Source organism: Tenacibaculum sp. ZH5_bin.1 (assembly GCF_042865525.1).
Classification (GTDB): Bacteria; Bacteroidota; Bacteroidia; order Flavobacteriales; family Flavobacteriaceae; genus Polaribacter; species Polaribacter mesophilus.
Genome location: NZ_JBEGIO010000007.1, coordinates 47,376 through 64,411, shown reverse-complemented (window position 1 = coordinate 64,411; position 17,036 = coordinate 47,376). Strand labels below are relative to the sequence as shown.

The following is a 17,036-nucleotide window of genomic DNA, read 5'->3' as shown; positions in this document are numbered from 1 at the left end:
GTAATATGCCTAGATTAACACAAGCCATAAAGCATTTAATAATCATTAACGTGATTATGTATTTTGCTCCGCAGTTATTAAACATGGATTTAACTAATCTATTTGCTTTACATTATCCAAAAAACGAACATTTTGGGGTTTGGCAATATGTTACACACATATTTATGCATGGCGGACCAGCACATTTACTTTTTAACATGTATGGTTTATGGGCATTTGGTACCCCACTTGAACAAATGTGGGGGCGAAATAAATTTTTATTCTTCTATTTTTCTGCAGGAATTGGTGCAGGTTTAATTTACACTTTCGTGAATTACTATCAATTCAATGGAATATACGAACAGCTAATTGGTATGGGAGTTTCCCCTGCTGAAATTCAAAATATTTTAAGTTCAGGTCAGTATAACGATAGCTTAATAACTTTGTCTAATAAAACTATGAGTGAGTTTTATAGTTTATACCACACGCCTGCCGTTGGTGCCTCTGGTGCTATTTATGGAATTTTAGTTGCGTTTGGGTTAACTTATCCTGACGCTAAACTAGCATTGATTTTCTTCCCTGTTCCTATTGCTGCCAAATACTTTATTCCTTTAATTATTTTAAGTGATTTATTCTTTGGTATGACTAGTTATTCAATTGGTAACATTGCGCATTTTGCGCATATTGGCGGTGCTATTATCGGTTTTATCATTGCTTGGTACTGGAAAAAAAATCAATTTAAATTTCGTTAATTTAGTATCTTAACTTGTCTTTATTCAAGAAGTCATAAAATATGAATATACTCGAAAACTTAAAATATAGATTCAAACATGCTGGAATTGTTGAACAATTAATTTACGTAAACTTAGCTGTTTTCTTACTTGTTTTTGTGACCAATACTTTTGGGTTTCTTTTTCAATCAAAAACAAACTTTTTAGTAGAATGGCTTGCGTTACCTGCTAACTTTGATGACTTTATTGTTAAACCTTGGACTATTATTACCTATGGTTTTTTACACACTAGTTTTTTACATATTCTACTAAACTTAATTGCCTTATTTTATATCGGGCATTTATTTCAACAATACTTTACCCCTAAACAATTACTCAGTTTTTATTTACTAGGAACACTTTTTGGAGGTATTATTTTTGTTGCGAGTTATAATTTTTTTCCTGCCTTACAAAATGTTGCTCATAATAGTGTTTTGTTAGGTGCTTCAGCTGGTATTTCTGCTATCTTTATTGGTATTGCTACTTACATGCCTAATTATGAATTAAAGTTCCCGTTAATTGGTTTTGTAAAACTATGGGTATTAGCTTGTATTTGGGTTGCTATTGATATTATTCAAATTCCTGCTGGTAATGCTGGTGGACATTTAGCACATTTAGGTGGTGCCCTACTAGGCTTTTTCTATGTTCGTAGTGCTAGTAATAAGGAGTTGGACATTTTTAAATCGGTAAACAAACTTTTTTCTAAAAAAGAAAGAAAACTCAAAACAGTTTATAAATCTGGTAATAAAACACCAAAACCTAACGTTGATAAGACTAGAAACCAAGAAGAAGTTGACGCTATTTTAGATAAAATTAGTAAATCTGGATACGATACTTTAAGTAAAAGTGAAAAAGAGTTTTTATTTAAACAAGGAAAAAATTAGATGAAAAAGTTTTCGATAGCTCATAAGTTTATATTCTTTATCAATTCAGTTTTTGCAGCTGTTTTATTGCTATCATATGCACTTCCGTACGTATCTCCACAAACAATTCCTTTCCTTTCTGTTTTTGGGTTGTTTGTTCCGTTTTTAGTTATCGTAAACATTGCTTTTTTTGTGTATTGGCTTATTAAAATGCATAAAAATGCTTTTTTATCATTACTTGTTTTAGCCATAGGATGGTTTGTTTCTACTCCCTTAGTTAAGTTTTCTAATAAGGAGGTAATTTTAAATGATGATTTAAAAATAATGAGCTACAATGTCCACTTGTTTAATCATTATAAACATGAAGAAGATATTACTACTGAACAAAAGATTTATGAGTTCATCAATAATGAAAATCCAGACGTTATTGCTGTACAGGAATTTTACAATTCTAAAATGTTAGATATTAAACTTCCTTATAAATACATCAAAACGAAAACGAAAACGAATAAATTTGGATTAGCTATTTATTCCAAACACCCAATTATAAACTCTGGTTCTCTTGATTTTAAACAAAGTGCTAACAACACCATTTTTGCCGATATTCTTGTAAAAGATGACACCGTTCGTGTTTATAATGTGCATTTAGAATCATTAAAACTAAATCCGAAAAAAGAAAATTTTGGAGAAAAAAGTTCTGAGCGTTTATTTAAACGTTTAGAAAATGGTTTTGTAAAACAAGTAAGTCAGGTTGAATTAATTCAACAGCATGAGTATTCATGGAAAGGTAAAAAAATTGTTTGTGGCGACTTTAATAACACCGCTTATTCTTGGGCTTATAAACAATTGGCTTCTGATAAAAAAGATGCTTTTATTGAATGTGGAATTGGTTTAGGCAAGTCTTTTAGGTACATTTATCCTATGCGAATCGATTTTATTTTAACAGATAAAAAAGCTACTGTGAATCAATTTAAAACCTACGGAGACATAAAACTATCTGACCACTACCCTGTTATGACTCGTTTACATTGGTAAATTAATTTTTAATTCGGTATAAAAGTGTATTTTTAACCGAACTAAAAATAATACTATGAAACAGCATTACCATGTTGCTATTATTGGCAGCGGACCATCAGGAGCTTCAACAGCTTTTTACTTAGCTCAAAAAGGAATTTCAACAGTTATTATTGAAAAAGAAACTTTACCACGCTATAAAACATGCGGTGGAGGTTTTGTTTTTAGAGGTCGCAAAAACTTACCTTTTGATATTAAAGAGGTCGTTGAAAAAGAGTTTCATACTGTTGATATTTATTTGGGAGAGAAACTTCACTTTAAAACGCATAGAGAAGAACCAACTATTTCTATGATTATGCGTGATTCTTTTGACAATCTTATCACGCAAAAAGCAAAAGAGTTTGGTGCTACTTTACTAGAAAACCATAAGCTAAAAGGACTAACTTTTTCTGATGATATTATTACTCTTGAAACTTCTCAAGGTAATTTTACTGCTAATTTTGTTATCGCTGCCGATGGTGCTTTGAGTCCTACAGCTAAAATGGCTGGGTGGAAAGAAGATACTCGTAAATTAATTCCTGCTTTAGAATATGAAGTAGAAGTTTCTGACGAAGACTTTAAACGTTTATCAAAAGAAGTTCGTTTTGATATTGATGCTATTCCTTACGGTTATGCTTGGAACTTCCCAAAGAAAAAGCATTTATCTATTGGGGTTGCCTCTGCTAGAAGAACTAAAATTAACTTGAAAGAATATTATCAAGAATACTTAAAAACATTAGGAATTACAAATATTGTTAGCGAATCACAACATGGTTTTCAAATTCCTGTTGCTCCTCGTACAGATGGTTTTGTTAAAAATAATGTGTTTTTAATTGGTGACGCTGCTGGTTTTGCTGATCCTATTACTGCTGAAGGAATTTCTAATGCTATTTACAGTGGTAAATTGGCTGCTGAAGCAATTATTGAGAGTGAAAAAGAGCCTGAATTAGCTACTAAATTATATTTAGAAAAAATATCAGAAAGCCTACTTCCTGAAATAAAAACTGGTTTATGGCTTTCAAAATGGTTTTACGAGCAAAAGAATATCCGAAATATTGTATTAAAAAAATATGGTCAGCAGTTTAGTGAAGCGATGGCCGATGTTTTTCACGGGGATAGAAGTTATCCTAAAGATATTAAAAAAACAATTACGAATCGAATTAAAGATTTAGTTTCATATTAACAAAGAGATTGCTTATAGCTACTACTATCATTTTTGATTAGCAATACAGTTTTAAAATTTAAATACTATTATTTACACTTCTTATTTGTAAAGAAGAATATCTAATTTTGTGTTTAATTAGAACAGTATTATGAATCTAGATAGTTACTTAATTCCTATAATTTATTTACTCGGCCTTATTCAAGGAATTATATTTAGTATACTTTTAATTTACTTGGATAAAAAAAATAATCGCCCTACATTACTTTTAGGGTTATTTATTTTTGCTTACTCCATAAATTACCTCAAACCAATAGCTAAACTTTTAGATTTAGATAAAAATTACTCTTTTTTAAATAATCTTCCTGTTGATTTTACTTGGCTACTATTCCCTCTTTTTTATGTTTATATAAGAAATATTTCTATACTACCTAAATCTAATAAAGTCTATTTTTATTTATTACCAGGTTTGTTAATGTTAATTATAGATATATTGGTTTATCTTAATTTATCATCAGGGTTAGAACAGTTAAAACTTTCAAAAGAATTTCGTTTTGTAAATCATATAGGTGGGCATTTATATGATATTTTTATATACTACAAAACTTATACTTTTATAAAAAAACATACCGAAGAAACTAACAATCAATACACTTCTACTACAGGTAAAGAGCTACAATGGGCTAAAACATTTATGTCAATTGGTCTCTTTTTTACGCTCACACTTCATTTTTTACCTGAAATAACAAATAAAACTCTCAATTTATTTATTATTTTAATTGATGTTGGGCTTTTATACTGGATTAGTATTTATGGGCTACAACAACAAACAATTAAAAACTTGACTCAACAAAAAGACTCTAAGATTGAAAAGAAGAACAATTTTAATAGCGAGAATAAAATAAGTAAAGTTGATACAGATTTATTTAACCATATTCAACAAACTATAATTTTACATAAAAAATATAAAGATCCAGATTTAACCATTGCTGATGTAGCTAATATTACAAATCAACACCCTAAAAGAATTTCTTTTGTTATTAATGAAATTTCAAATAAAAACTTTAAAACTTTTATAAATGGTTTTAGAGTTAATGAAGCTATAGAAATTTTAAAAAGTAATAATTCAAAAAACTATAGTATTGAAGGTATTAGTTTAGAGGTTGGTTTTAAAAGTAAAAGTGCTTTTTATAGTGCCTTCAAGAAAGAAACTGGTACTACTCCTACTAATTATAAAAATAGCTTTTTATAATATTTAACCTATAAAAACCTATTTCTTTCATTTAAAAAAGAGTTAATTAAAGTTCTATTTTCTGATTTTCGAACTCATTATATCTTTATCTTTCATATTTAAATGATTTAAAATATTGAGTTTTGCAAAAAATTAAAAATTAAAACTACATGAAAATTAAACATTTTTTAAAACCTCTATTTTTTTTATTTATCTCTATTATACTTACTAACTGCTCTAGTGAAGAAAACGAAATAGAAATAATACCAACTAGTTTCAATACTAGTAATGATTTTAATTATTTTATTAACCACAATAATACTCTTAAAATATATTTAAAAGGCACTTTTAAAGATGGTAATGATTTAGCTGATGTAACTGATAGAGGATTTGTATATGGAAAATCATCAAACCCTATTCCTAATGGCAACAATACTGTGGTTGCCGCAGGTCCTGCTGACAATATTACAGGTATAGTCGACAATTTACAAAACGAAACAACTTATTATATTAGAGGTTATTTTAAACTAAGTGATAACACATATTTCTATGGAAATGAAATTAAAATAAACACTAGTATAGACGCTAGTGAAAGTAGGTCAATTAACATGATAATCAAACCGAAACTATTCTTTAAAAATTCAGAAGGTATTACCCCAGAATTAGAAGTAATTTCTATAGAAAAAGAATCTCCTAAAGAAATTGGTTTTGAATATAGTTTAAATGAAGATTTTTCTAACAGCTCTATAGCCTTAGATACTGATGTATCTGGTAATATTTTTAAAAATATTTATACTGAATTTATTGAAGAATTAACACCTGAAACCACTTATTACTTTAGACCTTATGCTAAATACAATGATGGTAGTGTTACAAATGGAGGAACTAGTGTTGCTTCTTTTAAAACAAATAAAGCATTTTAATTAAAAAATATTTTCTGACTAGTGCTAAATAATTATTATAGTTATTTAGTACTGGTCGTTATTTTTTCATTTATGCCTAAAAAATAAACACCTATTCTAAAAACGATTTAATCTACAATTTTTCTAGTAACTTGCTGTAGAACAATTACACATACAAGTGAAAGAAATTAAAACTACTACTTTTTTAAAACTTCCTTTTCTGTTTGATACAGATAAACTATTACATGATTATTCTTTAGTTGTAAATCAACATTGGATTCCTCATTTCAACACATCTGGATATCAAGGTGAGTGGAAAGCAATCTCTTTGTACGCTGGCAATGGTGATGCTTCTAATATTTTTGCTTTTCAAAATGATAATAGTACTATTAAGGAAACTCCGATAATGAATGATTGCAATTATTTTAGAGAGGTTATCAACTCTTTTCAATGTCCTATTTCATCTGCTCGCTTATTACGTTTGAATGTTGGTGCAGAAATTAAACCTCATCGTGACTACAAACTAGGCTATGAAGATGGCAACTTTCGCTTACATATTCCAATTATTACGAATAATAAGGTTGAGTTTATTTTAAATAATGAACAATTGAAAATGTTACCTGGTGAATGTTGGTATACGAATGTAAACTATATACATTCAGTTACTAATAAAGGAAATGAAGACCGTATTCATTTAGTTATCGATGCTGAAAGGAACGAATGGTCTGATACTTTATTTTTCTCTCTTGCTCCAAAAGAAAGTTTTCAACCTAAACAAGAAGAAATTGATTCACCAGAAACAATACACCTTATCCTAAACGAGCTAAAACGTAGCAATGAACCTGCTTCGAAAAAACTTATTAATGAAATGGAACAGAAGTTATCAAAGCTTACATCAAAATAAACAACTCTTATAATAGCTTGTAATGAATTTAAAAAAAGAGTTACTACATATTACTTCTAAATTCTTTGATGAAACATCTAATTATTCTTCTTCTTTAAAAGATTATAAACAATTACTCTTTAGAATTTCAAATGAAGCTATAAATCATGAAGAGCATCAAAATAATGTTCAACTTGAAAATGGTGTAGCAATAGGTACTTTATGGGCAGCTAATTGCCTTGATGATTTAGAAAGAACTCTAAAATTTATCAAAGGAATTGATATTGCTATTCAAGAGAAGATCTATCAAAAAGACTCATTACATATACTTTATGCTGGTACTGGTCCTTTTGCTTCGCTTATACTTCCTTTTATATTAAAGTATGCTGATTTGAATATAACATACTCACTTTTAGAGATAAACCCTCTGAGTTTTGAAACTTTAAAAAGTACAATTAAAAAACTAGATTTAGAAAACCATAATATCAACTTTATAAATCAAGACGCTACAAAATATAAATTCCCTAAAAACTTTTCTCCAGATATTATTTTAAGTGAGACGATGCAACGTGCGTTGGATAGTGAGCAACAAGTTTCTGTTTTTTATAATTTAATGAAGCAGTCTAATTCAAATACTGTTTTTGTTCCTGAGAAAATTACATTAGCTATTGGTACTAGCTCATACAAAAACGATGAACCTAACATTCAACAAAAATATTATCGTGAACATCATAAGGTTTTTGAAGTTAGTAAAAAAGCACTGAATTCGAGTGAGTGGTTGTTTGAAAAAAATTCAAACAATTTAAATTTTATTGAAAAACGTACAGTTTTAAGAGAGAAAGAACTTTCTACAGCTAGTGAAATTGTGGTGATGACAGAAATTACAATTTATAAAAATGAGAAGCTTATGATAAATGAAAGTGGTTTAACTGTTCCTAAGTACATTCAGGATGTTTCCAACAACGAAAAAGGATTCTTAACTATCAAGTCTAGATATATAATTGGCTCTAATCCTAAACTTGAGTTAAAAATTATTTAAACAAACTTTAAGTTTACTCCTTTTTTCTCAGCATATTTTTTTGCTGCTTCTTCTAGCTCCAAGTTTTTTTCTTTAAACTCTTCAAAACTTCTTACTTTAAACTCTTTTATTAACTGATTAATTTCTTGTTGAGTTTTTCCTTCATCGTACATATATGCTATTTCTGCATAGTCTTTTTTATAAAAGTCTATACAAAACTCAAACAATTCAATTGAAGCATTTATTAAATCTTTTGAATCTTCGTTTACTTCTAACTTCTGAATGTCTCTTAAACTTCTTTCAAGGTTTGGTATTGTTACTTTGTGAAGATATTGAGAGTATGTTGCGGAATATTCTTCTCCATCATTATCATAATACTTTAAATATTCATTTTTTTGTAATTCTTTAAGTTGTTTAAAATATCCTATGCCATAGTTAACAGTTAATAAATTGGCTTTGAGTACTGTTTTTTCAACTACCTTTTGCGGAGTTTCTTTCTCACACCCTGTTAATAAGATACATACTACAATAATTCCTAGAATATTTTTTATATTTTTCATTTCAACTACCTTTTATTGTTCTAAAAAATAATTTCAGTTTTATACAAAAACATTGCAAACAAGGCTTTTTTTTGATTTTTTGATAGAAACCCCACACCCCTACCTTATTTAAGCCTTCGTTTACAATGTTATATTTTATGTTTTCTCTTTCTTTATTTTGTTAGTTTATATGAAAATGAATGAAGCTACAATCATCCATATTCCAACAACGATTCCTAATAATCCTAATTTTCCTTGTTTCGGTGCAATCTTCCCTCTCAATATTTCTGCTTTTTCTCTAGCTTCTGGATTTTTTGATAGTAATAATTTGTTTATCATTCCGTATCCTAACATAAAACCTAATCCTGCTTCTACAATGCTTCCTGCTAAAAAGGTTCCCCACCATATTGGTGCTGTAGTTAACCAACCTAAGTTTAAAATAGCTGAAATAATTCCCCAAATTCCCCAAATACAGAAAATAAGACCAATCCATCCTTGGTAAGGCTCTATTTTTTCTAATAATTCTTTAGCATTAGGCTTTTTTGATAAAATTAAAGATGGTACCGCTACAATACTTAAAAATACTAATGAGATTCCGTAAATCATGTTTGATTAAAATTTAAATGGTTTATATTGATTTTTATTATTTATGTATTAAAAGTGCTGAAGAAAATATAAACAGCATTAAAAAAGTTACGATGATAAGCCCCGAAAACATCCACCAAGGAGTTTTACTTGTTTGCTTATATTCTTTCGCCTTTCGTTGTAAGTCTGGTGGCATTTGGCTTTTGCTCATTTCCAGTTTACAATGACCACAAATACTATATGTTTTTTTGTATAAAGGAATAACAGGAATCCAAAATACATGTACATACAATCTATTTACTTGAATAAATAAACGTTCTGGTGTATTGCAATAACTACAACTATGATTGTTTACTGGCTGTATACTTATTTTGGCTTCTCGCCATCCAAAAATGACCATAACTTTATTACTTAATAATTATGGTACAAAGATGCGTTAGATGTGATTCTTAAAATAGACTGAAACTAGTGAAAGTTACTACCCTGTTTTCAGGGGGTGGTAAAATTACTACTCTACTAAGCCCAGTTTTATTGCGTATTTTGTTAATCCTGCAAGGTTTTTTACGTTAAGCTTAGATATTAAGTTTTTTCTATAACTCTCAATAGTATGCTTGCTTAAAAAGAGTTTATCTGCAATTTCTTGTGTAGTATATTCTTCTGCAATTAATTTAAGTACATCTTTCTCTCTAGCTGTTAACATTATTGACGTTTCCTTTTTTTTATTAAAAACATTTTCCATGTAAGCTTCTCGTACAGATTGTGAGAAGTATTTTTCACCACCAAGAATAGTTTGTACTGCTTTTAGTAGTTCAGATTGAGTTGCATTTTTAGATAAATATCCGTCTACATTATTTTTAATTAATGTATCTATCATTCCTGCATCTGTATGCATGCTAACGATTAACGTTTTGATGTCTGAACGTTCTTTTTTAATATAATCGTTCAAGGTAATACCGTCTATATCTGGCATAGAAATATCACTAATAACAATATCTATATGTTGATTCGGATTTGTTTTTATGTACTTTATTACATTTTCACCATTATTTGCTGTAAGCAAGATATTGTACACTTCTTCATTTTTAAAAATATTTACCAACCCATCTAAAAACATTTTATGGTCGTCAACTAAAATAATATTGTAAGTCATCATATATTAATTTAAAGGTACATTAATATCTATCACTGTTCCTCTACTTGGAAAAGAGTTAATTAAAATATTTCCCTTAACTGTTTTTAATCTGTCTTTTAAATTCTGAAATCCTAATCCATATTTTACTTTTTCTTGATCAAATCCAACACCATCATCTTCAAAAAGTAGTTGTATCGTGTTATTAAACAGAGAAAGCTGAATATCTATTTGTGTTGCCTTCGCATGTTTTAATGCATTGGTTAATAATTCTTGAATTATTTTATAAAGCTCTACTTTTAAATTCTCATTTATTTTATCTACCTCTTCCGTTGGATGGATTTGTAACGTTATTTGTTCTTTAGATAGCGCTTTTACATTATTTATATATTCTGTTATTATTGTTGTAAAAGCAGAATCTTTAAACTTTTTAGGCATTAAATTATGAGATAACTCTCTTACCTGATTATAGGTTTCATCTACTTGTTTAATTATGCTTTCTTCCTCTAATTTACTCTTGTTTGATAGTTGTAACTTTATGGTTGCTAAATTTCCTCCAATACTATCGTGTAGCTCTCTGGCAATACGTTTTCTTTCATTATTCTGCCCTTCTAATGATGCTTTTACTAACTTTAATTCTTGGTCTTTAAGCAACGTAGTTATTTTTTGTTGGTTTACTTCTTCTAAAGTCTTATTAAGTTTACTTTGTGTTTGAAGCTTTTGATAGTACACATATAATAAAGCAAGTACAGGTATTAATACAAGAAGAAAGGCTATTAGTATGTATGCTTTCATTGTTTTTTGTCGCTCAATCTCTTGCTTTTGCTCCAGTGTTTTATACTGTACTTCAAGCTCATTTACTTGCTGTTTATTTTGACTTACTAAAATTTCATTATTAACACGATTTAATTGCGTCATTAAAGCATGTGCATTTTTATAATCTCCTGTTGAAGCATAGGCGTTTTGAAGTCCTAAAATAGCTCTTCTTTCTATCTCTAAATTTGCCCATTGTATGGAGTTTATATATACTGTAGATAGTATTTTTTTAGCATTTTCATAGTCTTTTTCTTTTAAATAAAGAATACCTAATGTATTTCCTGTCTTGGCATACAATGTAAAAAAACCTTTAGATAACGACTCATTAAAAACATAATAACAAACATCTAGAGCTTCTGTTATTTTACCTTCTTCTTTCAATACTTTTCCTAGCCACAAATCAGTTTCTAAAGCTTCTTTAACAAACCCCTCGGCCACGTAGTGTAATCTAGCTTTATTATAATTTTCTTTTGCTTTCTCATACTCTCTTTGAGTATAATAAATAAACCCTAGTTCATAAAAAGCATCGTGTTTTAATTTTTCGTTTGGAGCATTTTCAATGCATTCTTCTATAATTGCCTTTCCTTCCTCTTCTTTTCCTCTAACATACTTTACAGCTCCTAATCCTATTCTATTTTTAACAAATAATTCATCGTCCGGTTTATTATTTGAGTGCTCTATTCCTTTAAAATACCATTTCAAAGCTTCATCAAAAAGTCCCTTTTCTAACTTTCCTTCAGCCACTATACTAGAAACCTTTGATAAATGATTTTCTTTATCTATCAATTTATTCTTAGTTGTTTCCGTATACAGTTTATTTCCATAGTATATAATGGAATCTAAATTTCCTTTTTCTCGATGAAACTCTATAAGATCAAATGTCGCATCATATTTAGCTTTGAAGTCTTTTGCCTTATTTATTTTTGAAAAAAGAGAATCATTAGGTATTGTGGGGTTTACACCAAAAGCCTTAAATCCTTGTACTCCCACCGACTGCGACATTCCTTCTAAAGCAAAAAACAAAAGAACTGTGATTATAACTTGTTTTGCAAATAACAACCTCATTTCTTTTTTTAAGTAACCTGTTCTCATCTCAATTATTAAATCTTTTCTATAAACAATAAGAACCGCTAAAATTACATAACATTTTTATTTCTTAATTAACTATTAACAACTTTATTATATACTCTTCATTTCCAAAACAGAAGCAGTTTTTATAAAAAAAACAAAAATTATTTTTTATAGTTAGGAAACCTAACTATATTTGTATCAAAATTTAAAATCAATATAATTATGAGTAAATCTATTTTTTATCACGCAGGTTGCCCTGTTTGTGTAAGCGCAGAACAAGACATTATTAACTTAATTGGTTCTGATAATGTTGAAGTAGTTCATTTTGGAGAAGACAAAAGTCGAATTTTAGAAGCAGAAAATGCTGGTGTAAAATCTGTCCCTGCTTTGGTAACTCCTACTGGTAATGTTCTCCATATTAATTTTGGAGCATCAATGGAAGAAGTAAAAGGATAATTTTTTTGCTCTATAAAGTTAGGATTCCTAATTTTGTAGAGCTTTTAATATTATAAATATATAATAAAATGAAAGCAGCTGTTTGGGATACCTACGTAACTAAAAAAGATAATACAATAATGCATTTTGATATTATTGTGCCTTCTAGCAATAAAGACACTAACATAATTTTCAACTATGGTAAGGAATATTTAAAAACTAAAGGATTAGAAAACCTTGAACTATCTTCAAAAGAATGTGTATTTTGCCATATTGAAATACTCAAACCCGAATGGGAAGATGCTATACATAAAAAAGGGTATTTTATATACGAAATGGAAAACTGTAATTAATGAAATCTCCTTTTGACTTAAACCAGCAAAACACTAAAATTGAAAGTAAAATAGTTGTAGCTTTAGAACGAATTTCTGAAGCTTTTAGAGTACTTCTTTGGAGCGAAAGCAAGGAGAATTCTTTAAGCCCTATCCAAATTCAAATCCTAATTTTTTTACTATTTCACTCTGAAGAAAAATGTAAAGTGAGTTATTTAGCTGAAGAGTTTAACATGACTAAAGCTACTGTTAGTGATAGTATTAGGGTTTTATTAAAAAAAGAATTAGTTCAAAAGTTTCATAACCCCAACGATACTAGAAGTTATATTATTGGTCTAACTGAACAAGGAAAACAAATAGCTGAGAAATCAGCTAACTTCACTTTCAATATTGAAAAACCTTTGAGTTCATTACCTGAAGATCAAAAAAAAGACATACTAACAGGACTCTTAAAAGTAATATACCAGCTAAATCAAGCAGGAGTTATAACTATTCAAAGAATGTGCTATACTTGCTCTTTTTACCAACATGAAAATAATGAGCATTTTTGTAAACTTTTACAATCTAAACTAGCCTCTAAAGAGTTAAGAATTGATTGTCCTGAACATGAATTTAAGAGTTAATACTTTAAAGCATCAACTCTATACTTCCTAAGGGTATGTTAAAAAGCTTATTTTATTGCATACAACATTTTATTTTTGACAAAAAAATACAAAATGGCTATACATAACTTGATTCTTCAATCGAAAGAAACAACTATAGAACTAGATAAAATTCATCTTAGCGATGAAAACAAAAATACGCTACATCAACTATTAAAAGAATTTAAACACGTTGCTGTTTTAGATAGATACAAACTGCCTGTTGATAATAAAGTCTTATTATTTGGTCATACTGGTTGTGGTAAAACTACCACCGCTAAGGCTATTGCCAAAAAGCTTGATAAAAAAATTATCATACTTAATTTGGGTAGCATTGTTTCTTCAAAACTAGGAGAAACAGCTAAAAACATTTCCGAAGTTTTTAAAAAAGCTACTAGAGAAAGCGCTGTTTTATTTTTAGATGAATTTGACTACATAGGTAAAGCTCGTGATTATGACAGCAAAGATTCTAGCGAGATGAAACGATTGGTAAATACTATTATTCAACTTGTAGATCAACTTCCAAATGACGTTTTATTAATTGCTGCCACAAATCACTCTAGTGTTATTGACACTGCTCTTTTAAGACGTTTTCAATTAAAACTAAAATTCGAAGCACCTAGTGAATCGGATTTAGATAACTATTATGAGACTTTGCTGCAACAATTCCCGGAAGAGTTTAGAGAAGTAAATCGTATATATGATATATCGTATGCAGAAGCTAAAGACATTACTCTTCGAGCTGTAAAGAATAAAATTATTGAAAAAGAAGAACTAAACAATCAATTAGTAAATGGATACTATTCAAAACAACCTTAGCATTATTCATCAAAGAATACAATTTGCTTGTAAGAAAGCTAATAGAAACCCAGAAGATGTTCGTTTATTGTTAGCTACTAAAACGGTAGATACAGATAAAATAAACTTTGCTTTAGAACAAGGAGAAAACCTAGTTGGTGAAAACAAAGTACAAGAGCTAAAACAAAAATGTAATGCAATAAAACACCTGCAACCTGAAGTTCATTTTATAGGTCATTTACAAAGTAACAAGATTAAAGAAGTTATAAAATGGGCTAGTTGTATTGAATCTATCGATCGCTTATCTGTCGCTCAAAAATTGCATCAACGCTTAACTTTTGAGGAAAAAGAAATTGATGTATACATACAAGTAAACACGTCTTTTGAAGAAAGTAAGTTTGGAGCTAAACCAGAGGAAACTATTGAATTAGTAAAAAAGATATCTGAATTCAAAAATATTCATATAAAAGGATTAATGACCATTGGTTTGCTGAGCTCGGAATCAGATGAAGTTCGAAAGTGTTTCCAACTTTTAAAGCAACTTCAAGAAGAAATCAAGGCACTACAAATTCCTAATGTAGAAATGAATGAACTCTCTATGGGAATGAGTGGCGATTTAGAAATTGCTATTGAAGAAGGCGCTACTATTGTACGTGTTGGAACAGCTATTTTTGGAGAACGAATACATCCTGACAGCTATTACTGGAACGAAACAAAAAGTAATACTTAGTTTTTCTGTACTCTTTTTAGGTTTAACAAATCAATCGGATTAATTCCTAAACCGGTAACATTTTTCTGTGTAAAGCGAATTACCTCATCGTAATATAACGGTACAATTGGTGCTTCTACAATAATAATGCTATCCATTTTTTGATATAGTTTATAGCGTTTTTTCACATCTACTTCTTTGATAGATTGTTCATACAAAGTATCAAAAAAATCATTTTTAAAATGCGTATAGTTAGGCCCATTAGGAGTAAAATTTTTGCTGTAAAATAGCGACACATAGTTTTCCGCATCGGGATAATCAGCAATCCAACTTGCTCTAAAAATAGGCAACTTTCCATTTGCTTTTCCTTGACGCAAGGTTGAAGGCGGAATCACATCTACTTTGGTAGCTACTCCTATTTTTTGTAATTCGCGTTGAATAAACTCGCACAAATCTAAATAATTGCTGTTCGTTGTAATGGCTATTTGTGGATTCTCATCTCCTGTCTCTTCTTTGTATTGTGCTACTAACCTATTCGCTTCTTCAGGTTTGTATGAATATCCTTGTTGGTTATTGAATGAAGGCAATCCTTTCGGGATGAATCCACTTGTAGCAGGACTCCCAATTCCGTTTCTTAAGAACTTAATCATCTTCTCCCTATCAAAACCATAATTGATGGCTTGTCGTATCAATTTTGATTTTGTTGGATGTTTCTCTTCTCCATCTAAGTAAATTCCTAAATATTCTGTGTTTAAATACGCTCCTGTTTGCATATTGATTGTAGAAGCATATTTCTCTTTTAAAGTTCCATCAGTGTTTAGAATATCATCTTTATACGAAGCGTCCAAACTCTTCATAAAGTCAATATTTCCTTGAATAAACTGTAAAAACTCACTTTGTTTGTCTGGTAAAAAAGTAACCGCTACTGCTTCTAAATATGGGAGGGACTTTCCGTTTTCATCCTTTTCAAAATAGAGTGGATTTTTTCTCAATACCAACTTAGTATTTTCAACCCAAAGTTTAAAATGAAAAGGTCCTGTTCCTATCGGATTTGCTCTAAATTCATTTCCAAAATAATCAACTGCTTCTTTTGGTACAACCGAACAATATTTCATAGCCAGCAGTCCTAAAAAAGGTGGAAAAGGTTGCTTTAAATTGATGGTAAAGACAGAATCGTTCTCTGCTTTGAATTTTTCTACATTTTGTAATACCCAACCTCCTGGAGACGCTACATTCTTATCTAATAATCGATTAAAAGAATATTCAAAGTCTTGAGCTATTACATTTCTCGTAGAATCTTTTCCAAATAATTCATGCTTATGAAATAACACGTCATTTCTTAACTCAAACTGATAGGTTTTTCCATCTTCAGAAACTGTCCAATTTTTTGCTATCGAAGGTTGTACTTGTAAACTATCATCTAATTCTACCAATCCGTTATATAGTTGGTTGACCCCCCAAATATTTCGCTGATCTTTTGCAAAAGCAGGATCTAATGAAGTAATATTTGAGTGCTCATTATAACGAAAAACCTGATTGTTTGTATATTTTGATTTCTTTTTAGTACAAGAAAAAAGAAACAATAAGGCTATTAAAACAACTAATTTATTTCTTTTTACGTTTATTTTTATAGTAGGTTTTATCTGCAATGTATATGGTTTTAGAAACTTCTGCAAAAACAACAGTTTTATCTTGGTTCGTTATTTTAATATCTTTTATTAAATTGATTTCCTGTTCATTTTTAACCTGCTTTTTTATTTGTTTTATTTCATCTTCAGAAAAAATAAAATCTACATAAGCGTCTTGCTTTACAGGTCTTTTAAATAATATTGTTGCAGCTTTATCCCAAACTACATAAGTATCTCCAAGAATATTTATTAACTGAATCATAAAAATAGGATCGGTTGCAGAAAATAAACTCCCTCCAAAAATAGATCCTACGTAATTCTTATTCTTATAAGTAATAGGAATTTTTACTTGCGCTTTTAACAAATCTTCAGAAACATAATTTATTTTCCCAGTAGATCTTCTATACATGGGAGAAATATTGAATCCATACTTAAAAATAGTACTTTGTTTAAAAAACCTTTTTAAAAAATTAGAAATTGTTGCGTACATAC

At 29.2% G+C, this 17,036-nt stretch carries 20 protein-coding genes; 13 read left to right on the top strand and 7 right to left on the bottom strand.

The features are described from left to right. Positions 1-5 precede the first annotated feature (5 nt). From ABHQ57_RS14985 to ABHQ57_RS14950, 8 genes are all read left to right on the top strand, one after another. Positions 6-731, top strand: coding sequence for a rhomboid family intramembrane serine protease (locus ABHQ57_RS14985; RefSeq protein WP_047790454.1), 726 nt, complete (start codon positions 6-8; stop codon positions 729-731). 41 nt (positions 732-772) lie between these two features. Continuing rightward, positions 773-1,633, top strand: coding sequence for a rhomboid family intramembrane serine protease (locus tag ABHQ57_RS14980; protein ID WP_167714122.1), 861 nt, complete (start codon positions 773-775; stop codon positions 1,631-1,633). After that, on the top strand, positions 1,634-2,647 hold the full coding sequence (locus ABHQ57_RS14975; RefSeq protein ID WP_167714123.1) for an endonuclease/exonuclease/phosphatase family protein: 1,014 nt from the start codon (positions 1,634-1,636) through the stop codon (positions 2,645-2,647). Positions 2,648-2,702: 55 nt separating this feature from the next. Beyond that, the gene (locus ABHQ57_RS14970) at positions 2,703-3,848 is read left to right on the top strand and encodes a geranylgeranyl reductase family protein (protein ID WP_159494571.1); all 1,146 of its coding nucleotides are present in this window, start codon (positions 2,703-2,705) and stop codon (positions 3,846-3,848) included. Positions 3,849-3,978: 130 nt separating this feature from the next. After that, positions 3,979-5,079 (top strand): AraC family transcriptional regulator, encoded by a 1,101-nt coding sequence (locus tag ABHQ57_RS14965; RefSeq protein WP_073184837.1) that lies wholly within the window; start codon positions 3,979-3,981, stop codon positions 5,077-5,079. Positions 5,080-5,228: 149 nt separating this feature from the next. Further along, a complete protein-coding gene (locus tag ABHQ57_RS14960) occupies positions 5,229-5,981 on the top strand; it encodes a hypothetical protein (RefSeq protein WP_167714124.1) in 753 nt (250 codons plus the stop codon). A gap of 157 nt (positions 5,982-6,138) precedes the next feature. Then, on the top strand, positions 6,139-6,864 hold the full coding sequence (locus ABHQ57_RS14955) for an aspartyl/asparaginyl beta-hydroxylase domain-containing protein (protein WP_167714125.1): 726 nt from the start codon (positions 6,139-6,141) through the stop codon (positions 6,862-6,864). A gap of 22 nt (positions 6,865-6,886) precedes the next feature. Beyond that, entirely contained in the window at positions 6,887-7,882 is a 996-nt protein-coding gene (locus tag ABHQ57_RS14950) for a hypothetical protein (protein WP_167714126.1), read from the top strand. Here ABHQ57_RS14950 and ABHQ57_RS14945 read toward each other — a convergent pair. The 5 genes from ABHQ57_RS14945 to ABHQ57_RS14925 all read right to left on the bottom strand — a co-directional run bounded on the left by ABHQ57_RS14945 (position 7,879) and on the right by ABHQ57_RS14925 (position 12,022). Continuing rightward, positions 7,879-8,421 carry a hypothetical protein gene (locus ABHQ57_RS14945; RefSeq protein WP_159494575.1) on the bottom strand — a complete coding sequence of 181 codons (543 nt, stop codon included), beginning with the start codon at positions 8,419-8,421 and terminating at the stop codon, positions 7,879-7,881. The two genes, ABHQ57_RS14950 and ABHQ57_RS14945, sit on opposite strands and share 4 nt — an antisense overlap. A 165-nt stretch (positions 8,422-8,586) precedes the next feature. Continuing rightward, complete coding sequence (locus ABHQ57_RS14940) at positions 8,587-9,006, bottom strand: hypothetical protein (RefSeq protein WP_047790461.1); 420 nt, start codon at positions 9,004-9,006, stop codon at positions 8,587-8,589. A 37-nt stretch (positions 9,007-9,043) separates the two neighbouring features. Further along, positions 9,044-9,385 carry a zinc-ribbon domain-containing protein gene (locus ABHQ57_RS14935; protein WP_047790462.1) on the bottom strand — a complete coding sequence of 114 codons (342 nt, stop codon included), beginning with the start codon at positions 9,383-9,385 and terminating at the stop codon, positions 9,044-9,046. Between the two features lie 108 nt (positions 9,386-9,493). Beyond that, complete coding sequence (locus tag ABHQ57_RS14930) at positions 9,494-10,138, bottom strand: response regulator transcription factor (RefSeq protein WP_159616241.1); 645 nt, start codon at positions 10,136-10,138, stop codon at positions 9,494-9,496. Between the two features lie 3 nt (positions 10,139-10,141). Next, complete coding sequence (locus tag ABHQ57_RS14925; protein ID WP_167714127.1) at positions 10,142-12,022, bottom strand: sensor histidine kinase; 1,881 nt, start codon at positions 12,020-12,022, stop codon at positions 10,142-10,144. 201 nt (positions 12,023-12,223) lie between these two features. Here ABHQ57_RS14925 and ABHQ57_RS14920 point away from each other — a divergent pair, with 201 nt between their 5' ends. The 5 genes from ABHQ57_RS14920 to ABHQ57_RS14900 all read left to right on the top strand — a co-directional run bounded on the left by ABHQ57_RS14920 (position 12,224) and on the right by ABHQ57_RS14900 (position 14,937). Beyond that, positions 12,224-12,457, top strand: coding sequence for a thioredoxin family protein (locus ABHQ57_RS14920; RefSeq protein ID WP_167714128.1), 234 nt, complete (start codon positions 12,224-12,226; stop codon positions 12,455-12,457). A gap of 68 nt (positions 12,458-12,525) precedes the next feature. After that, positions 12,526-12,789 carry a DUF2024 family protein gene (locus tag ABHQ57_RS14915; RefSeq protein WP_047790466.1) on the top strand — a complete coding sequence of 88 codons (264 nt, stop codon included), beginning with the start codon at positions 12,526-12,528 and terminating at the stop codon, positions 12,787-12,789. Next, on the top strand, positions 12,789-13,391 hold the full coding sequence (locus ABHQ57_RS14910; protein WP_073184824.1) for a MarR family winged helix-turn-helix transcriptional regulator: 603 nt from the start codon (positions 12,789-12,791) through the stop codon (positions 13,389-13,391). The genes ABHQ57_RS14915 and ABHQ57_RS14910 overlap by 1 nt, the downstream gene beginning before the upstream one ends. A 93-nt stretch (positions 13,392-13,484) precedes the next feature. After that, complete coding sequence (locus ABHQ57_RS14905) at positions 13,485-14,228, top strand: AAA family ATPase (RefSeq protein ID WP_073184822.1); 744 nt, start codon at positions 13,485-13,487, stop codon at positions 14,226-14,228. Then, positions 14,203-14,937 (top strand): YggS family pyridoxal phosphate-dependent enzyme, encoded by a 735-nt coding sequence (locus ABHQ57_RS14900; protein WP_167714129.1) that lies wholly within the window; start codon positions 14,203-14,205, stop codon positions 14,935-14,937. The genes ABHQ57_RS14905 and ABHQ57_RS14900 overlap by 26 nt, the downstream gene beginning before the upstream one ends. Here ABHQ57_RS14900 and ABHQ57_RS14895 read toward each other — a convergent pair. Beyond that, entirely contained in the window at positions 14,934-16,565 is a 1,632-nt protein-coding gene (locus ABHQ57_RS14895; RefSeq protein ID WP_389864118.1) for an ABC transporter substrate-binding protein, read from the bottom strand. The two genes, ABHQ57_RS14900 and ABHQ57_RS14895, sit on opposite strands and share 4 nt — an antisense overlap. Next, positions 16,522-17,034 (bottom strand): DUF4442 domain-containing protein, encoded by a 513-nt coding sequence (locus tag ABHQ57_RS14890; protein WP_047790469.1) that lies wholly within the window; start codon positions 17,032-17,034, stop codon positions 16,522-16,524. The genes ABHQ57_RS14895 and ABHQ57_RS14890 overlap by 44 nt, the downstream gene beginning before the upstream one ends. Positions 17,035-17,036: the final 2 nt, after the last annotated feature.

Coding starts and splice junctions, on each gene's coding strand:
- ABHQ57_RS14900 (WP_167714129.1), top strand. CDS start 14,203: ATGGATACTATTCAAAACAACCTTAGCATTATTCATCAAAGAATACAA.
- ABHQ57_RS14910 (WP_073184824.1), top strand. CDS start 12,789: ATGAAATCTCCTTTTGACTTAAACCAGCAAAACACTAAAATTGAAAGT.
- ABHQ57_RS14965 (WP_073184837.1), top strand. CDS start 3,979: ATGAATCTAGATAGTTACTTAATTCCTATAATTTATTTACTCGGCCTT.
- ABHQ57_RS14940 (WP_047790461.1), bottom strand. CDS start 9,006: ATGATTTACGGAATCTCATTAGTATTTTTAAGTATTGTAGCGGTACCA.
- ABHQ57_RS14945 (WP_159494575.1), bottom strand. CDS start 8,421: ATGAAAAATATAAAAAATATTCTAGGAATTATTGTAGTATGTATCTTA.
- ABHQ57_RS14915 (WP_047790466.1), top strand. CDS start 12,526: ATGAAAGCAGCTGTTTGGGATACCTACGTAACTAAAAAAGATAATACA.
- ABHQ57_RS14890 (WP_047790469.1), bottom strand. CDS start 17,034: ATGTACGCAACAATTTCTAATTTTTTAAAAAGGTTTTTTAAACAAAGT.
- ABHQ57_RS14950 (WP_167714126.1), top strand. CDS start 6,887: ATGAATTTAAAAAAAGAGTTACTACATATTACTTCTAAATTCTTTGAT.
- ABHQ57_RS14960 (WP_167714124.1), top strand. CDS start 5,229: ATGAAAATTAAACATTTTTTAAAACCTCTATTTTTTTTATTTATCTCT.
- ABHQ57_RS14930 (WP_159616241.1), bottom strand. CDS start 10,138: ATGATGACTTACAATATTATTTTAGTTGACGACCATAAAATGTTTTTA.
- ABHQ57_RS14905 (WP_073184822.1), top strand. CDS start 13,485: ATGGCTATACATAACTTGATTCTTCAATCGAAAGAAACAACTATAGAA.
- ABHQ57_RS14920 (WP_167714128.1), top strand. CDS start 12,224: ATGAGTAAATCTATTTTTTATCACGCAGGTTGCCCTGTTTGTGTAAGC.
- ABHQ57_RS14935 (WP_047790462.1), bottom strand. CDS start 9,385: ATGGTCATTTTTGGATGGCGAGAAGCCAAAATAAGTATACAGCCAGTA.
- ABHQ57_RS14980 (WP_167714122.1), top strand. CDS start 773: ATGAATATACTCGAAAACTTAAAATATAGATTCAAACATGCTGGAATT.
- ABHQ57_RS14975 (WP_167714123.1), top strand. CDS start 1,634: ATGAAAAAGTTTTCGATAGCTCATAAGTTTATATTCTTTATCAATTCA.
- ABHQ57_RS14925 (WP_167714127.1), bottom strand. CDS start 12,022: ATGAGAACAGGTTACTTAAAAAAAGAAATGAGGTTGTTATTTGCAAAA.
- ABHQ57_RS14985 (WP_047790454.1), top strand. CDS start 6: ATGCCTAGATTAACACAAGCCATAAAGCATTTAATAATCATTAACGTG.
- ABHQ57_RS14970 (WP_159494571.1), top strand. CDS start 2,703: ATGAAACAGCATTACCATGTTGCTATTATTGGCAGCGGACCATCAGGA.